13 protein-coding genes and 1 pseudogene are annotated in these 11,836 nt (G+C 37.9%); 11 read left to right on the forward strand and 3 right to left on the reverse strand.

Features of this window, described 5'->3' with window-relative positions:
* The first annotated feature begins 143 nt into the window (after nt 1-143).
* The 10 genes and pseudogenes from HT719_RS02030 to HT719_RS02075 all read left to right on the forward strand — a co-directional run bounded on the left by HT719_RS02030 (nt 144) and on the right by HT719_RS02075 (nt 7,735).
* Nucleotides 144-443 carry a DUF4651 domain-containing protein gene (locus HT719_RS02030; RefSeq protein ID WP_001013971.1) on the forward strand — a complete coding sequence of 100 codons (300 nt, stop codon included), beginning with the start codon at nt 144-146 and terminating at the stop codon, nt 441-443.
* Entirely contained in the window at nt 440-757 is a 318-nt protein-coding gene (locus HT719_RS02035; RefSeq protein ID WP_172928074.1) for a thioredoxin family protein, read from the forward strand. Before HT719_RS02030 ends, HT719_RS02035 begins: the two co-directional genes overlap by 4 nt.
* A 15-nt stretch (nt 758-772) precedes the next feature.
* Nucleotides 773-1,399: a YtpR family tRNA-binding protein gene (ytpR, locus tag HT719_RS02040; protein ID WP_172928076.1), complete on the forward strand. Its 627-nt coding sequence runs from the start codon at nt 773-775 to the stop codon at nt 1,397-1,399.
* A 41-nt stretch (nt 1,400-1,440) separates the two neighbouring features.
* On the forward strand, nt 1,441-2,202 hold the full coding sequence (locus HT719_RS02045) for an SDR family NAD(P)-dependent oxidoreductase (RefSeq protein WP_172928077.1): 762 nt from the start codon (nt 1,441-1,443) through the stop codon (nt 2,200-2,202).
* A 76-nt stretch (nt 2,203-2,278) separates the two neighbouring features.
* On the forward strand, nt 2,279-2,674 hold the full coding sequence (locus HT719_RS02050) for a single-stranded DNA-binding protein (RefSeq protein ID WP_000282439.1): 396 nt from the start codon (nt 2,279-2,281) through the stop codon (nt 2,672-2,674).
* 155 nt (nt 2,675-2,829) lie between these two features.
* Nucleotides 2,830-3,114 (forward strand): co-chaperone GroES, encoded by a 285-nt coding sequence (gene groES / locus HT719_RS02055; protein WP_000917330.1) that lies wholly within the window; start codon nt 2,830-2,832, stop codon nt 3,112-3,114.
* 15 nt (nt 3,115-3,129) lie between these two features.
* A complete protein-coding gene (gene groL / locus HT719_RS02060) occupies nt 3,130-4,752 on the forward strand; it encodes a chaperonin GroEL (protein ID WP_050208057.1) in 1,623 nt (540 codons plus the stop codon).
* Nucleotides 4,753-4,889: 137 nt separating this feature from the next.
* Nucleotides 4,890-5,645, forward strand: a pseudogene (locus HT719_RS02065) (epoxyqueuosine reductase QueH).
* 446 nt (nt 5,646-6,091) lie between these two features.
* Nucleotides 6,092-6,865, forward strand: a complete 774-nt coding sequence (locus HT719_RS02070; protein WP_172928079.1) for a class I SAM-dependent methyltransferase — start codon at nt 6,092-6,094, stop codon at nt 6,863-6,865.
* Nucleotides 6,866-6,877: 12 nt separating this feature from the next.
* Complete coding sequence (locus HT719_RS02075) at nt 6,878-7,735, forward strand: Rgg/GadR/MutR family transcriptional regulator (RefSeq protein ID WP_000800706.1); 858 nt, start codon at nt 6,878-6,880, stop codon at nt 7,733-7,735.
* A gap of 346 nt (nt 7,736-8,081) precedes the next feature.
* Here the strand turns inward: HT719_RS02075 and HT719_RS02080 are convergent, their stop codons facing one another.
* From HT719_RS02080 to HT719_RS02090, 3 genes are all read right to left on the reverse strand, one after another.
* Nucleotides 8,082-8,615 (reverse strand): DUF402 domain-containing protein, encoded by a 534-nt coding sequence (locus HT719_RS02080; RefSeq protein ID WP_000775321.1) that lies wholly within the window; start codon nt 8,613-8,615, stop codon nt 8,082-8,084.
* Between the two features lie 88 nt (nt 8,616-8,703).
* Complete coding sequence (gene recX, locus HT719_RS02085; RefSeq protein ID WP_172928081.1) at nt 8,704-9,480, reverse strand: recombination regulator RecX; 777 nt, start codon at nt 9,478-9,480, stop codon at nt 8,704-8,706.
* A gap of 9 nt (nt 9,481-9,489) precedes the next feature.
* Nucleotides 9,490-10,266, reverse strand: coding sequence for an aminoglycoside 3'-phosphotransferase (locus HT719_RS02090; protein WP_172928083.1), 777 nt, complete (start codon nt 10,264-10,266; stop codon nt 9,490-9,492).
* Nucleotides 10,267-10,322: 56 nt separating this feature from the next.
* On the opposite strand from HT719_RS02090, the gene rlmD reads away from it, so the two are divergent.
* On the forward strand, nt 10,323-11,678 hold the full coding sequence (rlmD, locus tag HT719_RS02095) for a 23S rRNA (uracil(1939)-C(5))-methyltransferase RlmD (protein ID WP_172923652.1): 1,356 nt from the start codon (nt 10,323-10,325) through the stop codon (nt 11,676-11,678).
* Nucleotides 11,679-11,836 lie beyond the last annotated feature (158 nt).

Here is an 11,836-nt window from a genome sequence, read left to right on the forward strand (position 1 = left end):
TGCTTTGAGCAACCTGTGGCTAGCTTCCTAGTTTACTCTTTGATTTTCATTGAGTATAAGAAGTCCTTTTCCTTAAAGGAAGAGGCTTTTTACTTGCTTTTCTGCTGCTTCCTCATTTGTCCTAAAGCCTTTTTTGTGTTAAAATGAATGGTATGAAAGCTAAAAAAATGTGGATGGCAGGTCTGGCTCTGCTTGGTATTGGGAGCCTTGCCCTTGCTACGAAAAAAGTTGCAGATGACCGTAAGCTCATGAAGACTCAGGAAGAGTTGACAGCGATTGTGCGAGACCATTTTTCAGACATGGGGGAAATTGCGACTCTCTATGTTCAAGTCTATGAAAGCAGTCTAGAGAGCTTGGTTGGTGGCGTCATTTTTGAGGATGGCCGTCATTATACCTTTGTCTATGAAAATGAAGACCTAGTCTATGAGGAGGAAGTTTTATGATACAACCAGCAAGTTTAGAAGAATTGGCATCTTTAGTAGAAAAAGATGGCAAGAAGGTTTTCCTTTTTGTGGCGGACTGGTGTGGCGATTGCCGTTATATTTATCCTGCCTTGCCAGAAATTGAGGAGACCAATCCAGAGTTCACCTTTATTCGAGTGGACCGAGACCAGTATATGGATTTGGCCAAACTTTGGGATGTTTACGGGATTCCTAGCCTTGTTGTTCTAGAAAAAGACAAGGAAATTGGTCGTTTTGTTAATCGCGACCGTAAAAGTAAGGAGCAAATTAACGATTTTTTAGCAGGATTGAAATAGGAGAAAATAGAAACAATGATTTTTACATATAACAAAGAACATATCGGTGATGTCCTTATGGTCATCGTGAAAAATAGCGGAGATGCCAAACTGGATGTGGAGCGCAAAGGCAAGGTAGCTCGTGTTTTTCTCAAAGATAATGGGGAAACAGTAGCTTGGAATATTTTTGAAGTTTCAAGTTTATTTGAAATTGCAGAGCACGGTCAAGTCTTTTTATCAGATGAACAGGTCGCTCGTTTGAACCAAGAATTACAAACGGAAGGTTTTGCAGAGGAAATTGTTAATGACAAGGAACCTAAGTTTGTTGTTGGTGAAATTGTCGAGATGGTAGCTCATCCAGATAGTGACCACCTTAACATCTGCCAAGTTGCAGTCGCAAGTGACAAGACAGTGCAAATCGTTGCAGGAGCTCCCAATGCGCGTGTCGGGTTGAAAACCATTGTAGCTCTTCCAGGAGCTATGATGCCCAAAGGCAATCTTATTTTCCCAGGTGAGCTTCGTGGCGAAAAGAGTTTTGGAATGATGTGCAGTCCTCGTGAATTGCATCTGCCAAATGCTCCGCAAAAACGTGGTGTTATCGAATTATCAGAAGACCAAGTTGTCGGAACTCCATTTGATCCAGCTAAACACTGGACTGCCTAAGAAGTAGTTAGTATCTGATAGACCAGCTAGAAGGAAATAAGATGGCAAAAAATGTTGTGATTACAGGAGCGACATCAGGTATTGGTGAAGCAATTGCGCGTGCTTATCTGGAGCAGGGTGAGAATGTTGTTCTAACCGGACGACGGACAGACAGACTAGAATCCCTTAAGTCGGAGTTTGCAGAAGTCTTTCCAAATCAAACCGTCTGGACCTTTCCACTAGATGTCACGGATATGACTATGGTGAAGACTGTCTGCTCCGATATTTTAGAAACGATAGGGAAGATTGACATCTTGGTTAATAACGCCGGTCTGGCTCTAGGTTTAGCACCTTATCAGGACTATGAAGAGCTGGATATGTTAACTATGTTGGATACCAATGTCAAAGGTTTGATGGCAGTCACTCGCTGTTTTTTGCCAGCAATGGTAAAAGCCAATCAAGGACATATCATCAACATGGGCTCAACCGCAGGAATCTACGCCTATGCTGGTGCCGCTGTTTACTCAGCTACCAAGGCAGCGGTTAAGACCTTTTCAGATGGTCTGCGAATTGATACCATCGCAACGGATATCAAGGTGACGACTATTCAACCGGGAATCGTCGAAACAGATTTTTCGACGGTACGTTTTCACGGTGATAAAGAACGAGCTGCGTCCGTCTATCAGGGAATCGAAGCCTTGCAAGCTCAGGATATTGCAGACACAGTAGTCTATGTGACCAGTCAACCTCGTCGTGTGCAGATTACAGATATGACCATTATGGCCAATCAACAGGCGACAGGTTTCATGGTTCATAAAAACTAAAAAATTTTCTCGAAAAGTTACAAATTTCTGTAACTTTTTTGATTTCCTACGAATAGATAAGTAGGAGGAAGAAAATATGTATAATAAAGTTATCTTAATCGGACGCTTGACGTCCACACCAGAATTGCACAAAACCAATAATGACAAGTCAGTAGCTCGTGCAACTATCGCTGTGAACCGTCGATATAAAGACCAAAATGGCGAACGTGAAGCTGATTTTGTCAATATGGTCCTATGGGGCAGACTAGCAGAAAGCTTGGCCAGCTATGCAACTAAAGGTAGTCTCATTTCCGTTGATGGGGAATTGCGTACCCGTCGTTTTGAGAAAAATGGTCAAATGAATTATGTGACCGAAGTCCTCGTCACAGGATTCCAACTCTTGGAAAGTCGTGCTCAACGTGCCATGCGTGAAAATAACGCAGGCCAAGACTTGGCAGACCTAGTCTTGGAAGAGGAAGAATTGCCATTTTAAGCATTAAAAAGTCTGAGTTGGTCTCAGGCTTTTTATCTTGAGAAAGTCAGACTTTTTTCTTGACTATTTCTGACCAAGTGATACAATAGAATTATGAATTAGCACTCAAGTTCAAAGAGTGCTAATAATATCTATCTCATTATGGAGGAAATCAGATGTTGAAACCATTAGGGGACCGTGTGGTCTTAAAAATAGAAGAAAAAGAACAAACCGTTGGGGGCTTTGTCCTTGCAGGCTCAGCCCAAGAAAAAACCAAAACAGCTCAAGTTGTGGCTACTGGACAAGGTGTTCGTACCTTGAACGGTGACTTGGTTGCTCCAAGTGTTAAAACTGGAGATCGTGTCTTAGTTGAAGCCCACGCAGGTCTTGATGTCAAAGATGGAGATGAAAAGTACATCATCGTAGGCGAAGCTAACATTTTGGCAATCATTGAGGAATAGAAGGAGAAAGTAAGTATGTCAAAAGAAATTAAATTTTCATCAGATGCCCGTTCAGCCATGGTTCGTGGTGTCGATATCCTTGCAGACACTGTTAAAGTAACCTTGGGACCAAAAGGTCGCAATGTCGTTCTTGAAAAGTCATTCGGTTCACCCTTGATTACCAATGACGGTGTGACCATTGCCAAAGAAATCGAATTGGAAGACCATTTTGAAAATATGGGTGCTAAGTTAGTATCAGAAGTAGCTTCTAAAACCAATGATATCGCAGGTGACGGAACTACGACTGCAACAGTCTTGACCCAAGCTATCGTCCGTGAAGGAATCAAAAACGTCACAGCAGGTGCAAATCCAATCGGTATTCGTCGTGGGATTGAAACAGCAGTTGCCGCAGCAGTTGAAGCTTTGAAAAACAACGCCATCCCTGTTGCCAATAAAGAAGCTATCGCTCAAGTTGCAGCCGTATCTTCTCGTTCTGAAAAAGTTGGTGAGTACATCTCTGAAGCAATGGAAAAAGTTGGCAAAGACGGTGTCATCACCATCGAAGAGTCACGTGGTATGGAAACAGAGCTTGAAGTCGTAGAAGGAATGCAGTTTGACCGTGGTTACCTTTCACAGTACATGGTGACAGATAGCGAAAAAATGGTGGCTGACCTTGAAAATCCGTACATTTTGATTACAGACAAGAAAATTTCCAATATCCAAGAAATCTTGCCACTTTTGGAAAGCATTCTCCAAAGCAATCGTCCACTCTTGATTATTGCGGATGATGTGGATGGCGAGGCTCTTCCAACTCTTGTTTTGAACAAGATTCGTGGAACCTTCAACGTAGTAGCAGTCAAGGCACCTGGTTTTGGTGACCGTCGCAAAGCCATGCTTGAAGATATCGCCATCTTAACAGGCGGAACAGTTATCACAGAAGACCTTGGTCTTGAGTTGAAAGATGCGACAATTGAAGCTCTTGGTCAAGCAGCGAGAGTGACCGTGGACAAAGATAGCACGGTTATTGTAGAAGGTGCAGGAAATCCTGAAGCGATTTCTCACCGTGTTGCGGTTATCAAGTCTCAAATCGAAACTACAACTTCTGAATTTGACCGTGAAAAATTGCAAGAACGCTTGGCCAAATTGTCAGGTGGTGTAGCGGTTATTAAGGTCGGAGCCGCAACTGAAACTGAGTTGAAAGAAATGAAACTCCGCATTGAAGATGCCCTCAACGCTACTCGTGCAGCTGTTGAAGAAGGAATCGTTGCAGGTGGTGGAACAGCCCTTGTAAATGTTATCCCAGCCGTGGCTGATTTGGAATTGACAGGAGACGAAGCAACAGGACGCAATATTGTTCTCCGTGCTTTGGAAGAACCTGTTCGTCAAATCGCCCACAATGCAGGATTTGAAGGTTCAATCGTTATCGATCGTTTGAAAAATGCTGAAGTTGGTACAGGCTTCAACGCAGCAACTGGCGAGTGGGTCAACATGATTGAAGAGGGAATCATCGACCCAGTTAAAGTGAGCCGTTCAGCTCTTCAAAATGCAGCATCTGTAGCCAGCTTGATTTTGACTACGGAAGCAGTTGTAGCCAATAAACCAGAACCAGTAGCTCCGGCTCCGACAATGGATCCAAGCATGATGGGCGGCATGATGTAAGCTTTCTATAGAAAACAACTTATAAAAAACACAAAAGGAGGGAATGCCTACCCCTCCTTTTTATGCTATTCACTTCTAAATTGATTTGAGCTCTCCTAATTTATATGATAAAATAAGACTAGAAAAAGGAGAATAACATGATCGATGTAGAAGAAATTCTGAGCAAGATGAACCCCAATCAGAAGATTAATTATGACCGTGTCATGCAGAAGATGGTACAAGTATGAGAGAAAAATGAGCATCGGCCAACCATTCTCATGCATGTTTGCTGCGCCCCTTGCAGTACCTATACCCTAGAATATTTGACCAAGTATGCAGATGTGACCATCTATTTTGCTAATTCTAATATCCATCCCAAGGCAGAATACCATAAGCGGGCTTACGTCACCCAAAAATTTGTCAGTGATTTCAATGAGAGGACAGGAGATGTGGTTCAGTACCTAGAGGCTCCCTATGAACCAAATGAATAACGTAAGTTAGTCAGAGGACTGGAAGAAGAGCCTGAAGGTGGCGACCGTTGCAAGGTTTGTTTTGACTACCGACTGGATAAAACAGCGCAAGTGGCTATGGACTTGGGCTTTGACTACTTTGGTTCAGCCTTGACCATCAGTCCTCATAAGAATTCTCAAACCATCAATAGCATCGGAATCGATGTGCAAAAAATTTACACGACCCACTATCTTCCCAACGATTTCAAGAAAAATCAAGGCTACAAACGTTCAGTAGAGATGTGTGAGGAGTATGATATCTATCGTCAATATTATTGTGGCTGCGTCTATGCAGCCCAAGCCCAGAATATTGACCTGGTTCAAGTTAAGAAGGACGCCACAGCATGCTTGTTGGATAAGGATGTTGAGAAAGACTATTCTCATATCAAATTTATAGTAGATTGAAACTAGAATAGTACACCTTTACTTCTAAAACATTGTTAGAAATCGATTTGACTGTCCTTATTTCATTTTACTATACTATTACGAAATTAGATATATAAATGAAAACTTGCCTCAAGGTAGGTTTTTTTGCTAGTAGAAAAGCGATAGACAGAAATTGTTGGACTCTTAAAAAAATGAAGTTTTGCTCAAAAGAGCTTCTTAAATTAAAACGAGCAATTATCAGTTCAAATCTGTTTCAAAAGAAGAACGGATAAATTAATCGATGCTTTGTTTTTGAGTTAGGAAGTTAAGCATGCCAAACTGAGTCGTAGGAATAAATTTCTTTATAGAAATGTGTTACAACTCTGCTATAACGGAATATTCCTTTTTTGCATTTATACAACTTATTTAACACTATCTTTATTCTTGTGATATAATGTCAAATTATAGAGTGGAGGTCGTTTAAAATGATTGATAAAGTAATTGAACAATATAAAAGTCATGATAATCTTGATATTCGAGTAGAATTGCATAAGAAGTATTCAAAAAATAAATTGGGATTTAATAATTGGATATTTTCTAACTACCAAATCACTGATGAAGTAAAGGTTCTAGAATTAGGATGTGGTACAGGAGAACTGTGGAAAAGCAATAGTGATTCTATAGATAAAATGAAGCAGTTGATTGTTACAGATTTTTCTAAAGATATGGTAAAATCAACGAAGTCAGTGATTGGAAATAGAGACAATGTCAACTATGAGATAATGGATATTCAAAAGATTTCTTTTGAGAATGAAACGTTTGATATTGTTATTGCTAATATGCTTCTACATCATGTGAATGATATTCCTAGAGCGCTATCTGAGGTGAATAGAGTCTTAAAAACAGGAGGTGTTTTTTACTGTGCTACATTTGGTGAAAATGGAGTTGTAGATTATTTGGCAAGTTTATTTAAAGATGAGGTTAATCAAGATTTAGAAAATAGAACGTTTACTTTACAAAATGGTAAAAGGTACCTGAGTAGGTATTTTAACTCTGTCGATACATTACTCTATGATGATGAGTTACAGGTAACTAGTATAGATGACCTAGTTAAATACATCCAATCGTTTAAAGGAATTTCAGAAATAGGTTCACTAGAAGAGGAAATAATACGTAAAAGATTGGAAAGTGAGTTTAATAATGGTATGTTGATCATTCCTAAAGAATATGGTATGTTTATCGCTCGAAAAGAAAGTTAAGGGAATGAAAGTGTGAAAAATTACGGAGAAGCTTTTCGATATTTTAGAAAATTAAACGGATATTCTTTAGAGTATGCTGCAGCTGATTCTATATCAAAATCTCAACTTTCTAGATTTGAAAGGGGAGAAAATGAAATTTCTCTTTCAACGTTTTTTGAATTATTATCAAATATCAATGTTTCGATAGAGAATTTTTGTAATTACCTAGAACATTATAAAAGATCGGAGCTTGATGATTTTTTGGTTAATTTATCTCCGAATTTTTATAGTTTGAATACTAAAGGATTGGAGGAAATAAAAAATGAGCAACAAAAACTTTTTGAGAAGAGTGGGGAAAAAACTTATAAAATAAATACAATTATGGTCCAGGGATTATTAAATCAGATAGATTGTAATCATGTAGTTAGTAGAGATGATCTAAATTTAGTATATGACTATTTATTCCAAAAGGAACGATGGGAGTCCTATGAGATAACGCTGATTGGTAATTTATATCATCTTTTTGAAATAGATTATATTTACATGGTCGGAAAAGAAATACTAGAGCGTACACATTATTACGAAAAAATCGGTAAGAATAGAAATTTAGTTGTGTCAGCTTGTTTAAATTTTTGGTTCTGTTGCCTTGAAAATTCACATCTAATATATGCAGACTACTTTGAAATGAAATTAAAAAAATTATTAAAAGATGACACAAAAGTTTTTGAAAAATCTACATTCAAATTTGTAAAAGGATATAAAATATATCTGACTGAATCTAAAGAATCTGGAATTAAACAAATGAACGATGTCATAAAATATTTTGAGTTTATTGAATCTAAAAGTATTGCTTTATATTTTCAAAAACGATTAAATGAGCTGGTAGATTAAATACCATTTTCTCTGTCGAGATATTGTTTTTAAAATGTTGTACCAAGTGATTGATGCTATGTGGAAATAAAAAAATACGAAGTTGACCTGTATTTTTTATACTAATCATCTTCGTATTTTTTGTATTAAACGATATAAGTTTGTTGTAAACTTACAAGGAACAGAGACATTAAAAAATAACAGTATATCTATTTGTTTTATATATTTTACGAATTCTGCATAAATCTCTTTCTAGTAAGGTGTTGTAACTCTGCTATAATGGATTTATTCCTTTTTGTTTTTACACAATTTATTTTATACTACCAAAAAAACAAGGTCAGGATTTTGTTCCTGACCTTTGACAACTTTACCGATTCTTTAGTTCTACATAGCGCTTGTACCAAATGTTTACATAGGCTTCTGAGAAAGGACCACGTCCATTGTTAATCCAATCAACAAGAATTTTGACATGTTCTTTTAAAATATAGTCCAAATCATCAGAATAATTCATTTTGCGTTTGTGACGCTCGTACTCTTCAACGTCCAAGAGACGTTTTTCCCCATCTGTAAAAATTTTAACATCCAAATCGTAATCAATATACTTCAGTGCTTCTTCATCCAGATAGTAGGGGCTAGCCATATTGCAATAGTAAGAAGTTCCATTATCACGAATCATGGCAATGATATTAAACCAATATTTCTTGTGAAAGTAAACAATAGCCGGTTCTCGAGTGACCCAACGACGACCATCACTTTCGGTAACAAGTGTATGATCGTTGACACCAATAATGGCGTTTTCTGTTGTTTTTAGTACCATGGTGTCCCGCCAAGTTCGGTGGAGACTCCCATCATGCTTATAACTTTGAATTGTAATAAAGTCGCCTTCTTTTGGAAGCTTCATAACTAACCAACTTTCTACAATTTATAAGTTTATCATTTACTATTGTACCATAAAATTACCTAAAATCTGTGAATTTCACTTGGAAATATTAAAGATATTCTCTAAGAGCGCTTGCTATATCCGAAAAATCGTAGCCCTTTCGTGCTAAAACTTGAGTTAAACGCTGCTTTAGTTCGTATCCGTCATACTTTCGGGCATACTTAGTATATTGCTTATCAAGTTCCTTGAAGATGAGTTCCTGAGTCGTTTCTTGGTCAACTTGACTATCCAATTCGTCAAAGGCAATTTTAGCATCAAAATAAGAGAAGCCCTTGTTAGTCAAGTTCTGGATAATCTTATCTTGCAGGGCACGAGCTGGAAGTTTTCCCTCATATTTTTTCAATAGTTTATTGGCTACACGTTGAGCAACTTCCGAAAAATCAAAATCATTCAAGATTTCTTCTATAGTAGATTTTGAAATTCCTTTTTGTGCTAATTTCTGAGTCAGTACATAAGGTCCCTTGTCTCCTGAAACTTGATTGGCATTGATGATAGCATAAGCGTACTGACCATCATTAATCCACTTATCTTCTTTAAGATTAGCAATAACTTGAGAAACGATGTTTTTATCAATATCGTATTTTTTCAGATATTCTCTGACTTCTTTTTCAGTGCGTGCTTTAAAGGATAAGTGGTAGAGGGCCAGATTCTTACCATAAGAAAATTGAGCAAAGTCCTGAATCTCCTTCAATTCCTCTTCGTTTATCACCTTATCTCTCGATAACATAAAACGAACAATTGTGTCTTCAGTGATATAAGAGGTTTGCTGTCCATCTAGTTCCATCAAGTAGAGACGTTTTTTCTTTTCAAGTTTTGTGATTTTCATAATTTCCTTTCATCTAAATGCTTCGAAAGCTGCAACAAGTCGTAGTTTATCCATATTTACATATTCTCTACCGTAATAGTCGAGAAATAATTCAGCATACGTAGCATCTTGTAGGTTGTAATGAAGGGACCAAATTGCCCAAAAGAGGTCGATATGTCGGTCACTAAAACCAGCCAATCCCAAGTCAATAAAGCAAGAAAAATGCGAGGCATCCTTCAAGATGAAATTTGGCAGGCAGGCATCTCCATGAATAAAAGCATCAGCTTTGAGAAGGTGACCTTTCTCTTGTATCAGTTGGTAAGCTTCTTCACGACTGTGAATATGAAATTGAGGCAGAAGAGTATTGTTATAAAAAGTCCCCTCCTGATAGTTTTTTAAGGCTTCTTCTTTATAACGCTTCAGATGATTTTCCGACGGAAAAGATTGTGGTTTAAGACTGTGAAGTTTGTTTAATGCTTGTGCCAGGGTTTGACAGAGTTTTTCGGGTTGATTTAAAAAATCGAGAGCGTTTCTGCCAATGGCTTCTTTGGTCAGAAGGAAGTCCTTTTTTGCTGATAAATAGGTAATCACTGGGTTTCCCAATCCTTCAGTTTCGAACCAAGTTGCAATCTTAGCTTCTTGAGCTAATCTACCTTTTTGATCTATTTTTAAATAGTAACCTGAATCTATATATAGGACAGTTGCACTTGAATGAGAAGAACTATCAGAGAGATTAGCTCCCTTGATATAGCTTCGTAATTGTTCAGGGAAATCTAGTATACTAAAGCGAGGTGTTTTTGAATTCATGCTTTTATTGTAACATATTCTTAAATATCTTAGAAACTCCATGGTATAATAGACCTATGAATCTAAAAATAAAACAAAAAATACCATTAAAAATCAAGCGTATGGGAATTAATGGTGAGGGAATTGGCTTTTATCAAAAAACATTAGTCTTTGTACCTGGAGCTCTCAAAGGAGAAGATATCTACTGTCAGATTACTTCTATTAAACGCAACTTTGTTGAAGCGAAATTATTAAAGGTCAACAAGAAGTCTAAATTCCGCGTTGTGCCAGCTTGTACTATTTATAATGAGTGCGGAGGCTGCCAAATCATGCACCTGCATTATGATAAGCAGCTGGAGTTCAAGACGGACTTGCTTCATCAAGCGCTGAAAAAATTTGCTCCTGCAGGATATGAAAACTATGAAATTCGTCCAACTATTGGAATGCAGGAACCAAAATATTACCGAGCTAAGTTACAATTTCAGACTCGAAAATTTAAGAATCAGGTCAAGGCGGGCTTATATGCACAAAACTCTCACTATTTAGTAGAGTTGAAAGACTGCCTGGTACAAGACAGGGAAACCCAAGTGATTGCTAATCGTCTAGCGGAATTACTTACTTATCACCAGATTCCAATCACAGATGAGAGAAAAGTTCTAGGTGTTAGGACTATTATGGTCCGACGAGCAAGAAAGACTGGACAGGTTCAGATTATTATTGTTACAAATCGTCAGCTTAATTTAACCCAACTAGTAAAAGATTTAGTTAAAGATTTCCCAGAAGTTGTGACAGTAGCTGTGAATACAAATACAGCTAAAACCAGTGAGATTTATGGTGAAAAGACAGAGATTATCTGGGGACAAGAGAGTATTCAAGAAGGTGTACTCGATTATGAATTTTCACTATCTCCTCGAGCTTTCTATCAACTAAATCCTGAACAAACAGAAGTTCTTTATAACGAGGCGGTAAAAGCCTTGGATGTTAATAAAGAAGACCATTTGATTGACGCTTATTGTGGAGTTGGAACAATTGGATTTGCCTTTGCAAAGAAAGTTAAAACACTCAGAGGTATGGATATTATTCCAGAAGCTATTGAAGATGCCAAGCGAAATGCTAAAAGAATGGGATTTGACAACACACATTACGAAGCAGGAACAGCGGAAGATATTATTCCTCGTTGGTACAAGGAAGGCTACCGAGCAGATGCTCTGATTGTGGACCCACCACGTACAGGTCTGGATGATAAGTTATTAGATACTATTCTTACCTATGTACCAGAAAAAATGGTTTATATTTCTTGTAATGTTTCGACTTTGGCAAGGGATTTGGTACGCTTAGTAGAAGTCTATGATCTTCATTATATCCAGTCGGTCGATATGTTCCCACATACAGCTCGAACGGAAGCAGTTGTAAAATTAATTAAAAAATTTTAAAAAAGTAGTGTCAATCGAAAGTGATGATGCCCCAAAAAATGGTGAGATTGAGGGCAATTATTTTGCTTTCATTTGACACGAGGAACCCTTGAAGCTGTTTTTTCAGCTAAACCAAGGCTAGTCTTAGCCTTGGCTCTCTAGCCTCACAGCTCCAAGCC

Source organism: Streptococcus sp. k-378, assembly GCF_013277505.1.
Classification (GTDB): Bacteria; Bacillota; Bacilli; order Lactobacillales; family Streptococcaceae; genus Streptococcus; species Streptococcus pseudopneumoniae.

Coding starts and splice junctions, on each gene's coding strand:
- HT719_RS02030 (WP_001013971.1), top strand. CDS start 144: ATGAATGGTATGAAAGCTAAAAAAATGTGGATGGCAGGTCTGGCTCTG.
- HT719_RS02035 (WP_172928074.1), top strand. CDS start 440: ATGATACAACCAGCAAGTTTAGAAGAATTGGCATCTTTAGTAGAAAAA.
- ytpR (WP_172928076.1), top strand. CDS start 773: ATGATTTTTACATATAACAAAGAACATATCGGTGATGTCCTTATGGTC.
- HT719_RS02045 (WP_172928077.1), top strand. CDS start 1,441: ATGGCAAAAAATGTTGTGATTACAGGAGCGACATCAGGTATTGGTGAA.
- HT719_RS02050 (WP_000282439.1), top strand. CDS start 2,279: ATGTATAATAAAGTTATCTTAATCGGACGCTTGACGTCCACACCAGAA.
- groES (WP_000917330.1), top strand. CDS start 2,830: ATGTTGAAACCATTAGGGGACCGTGTGGTCTTAAAAATAGAAGAAAAA.
- groL (WP_050208057.1), top strand. CDS start 3,130: ATGTCAAAAGAAATTAAATTTTCATCAGATGCCCGTTCAGCCATGGTT.
- HT719_RS02070 (WP_172928079.1), top strand. CDS start 6,092: ATGATTGATAAAGTAATTGAACAATATAAAAGTCATGATAATCTTGAT.
- HT719_RS02080 (WP_000775321.1), bottom strand. CDS start 8,615: ATGAAGCTTCCAAAAGAAGGCGACTTTATTACAATTCAAAGTTATAAG.
- recX (WP_172928081.1), bottom strand. CDS start 9,480: ATGAAAATCACAAAACTTGAAAAGAAAAAACGTCTCTACTTGATGGAA.
- HT719_RS02090 (WP_172928083.1), bottom strand. CDS start 10,266: ATGAATTCAAAAACACCTCGCTTTAGTATACTAGATTTCCCTGAACAA.
- rlmD (WP_172923652.1), top strand. CDS start 10,323: ATGAATCTAAAAATAAAACAAAAAATACCATTAAAAATCAAGCGTATG.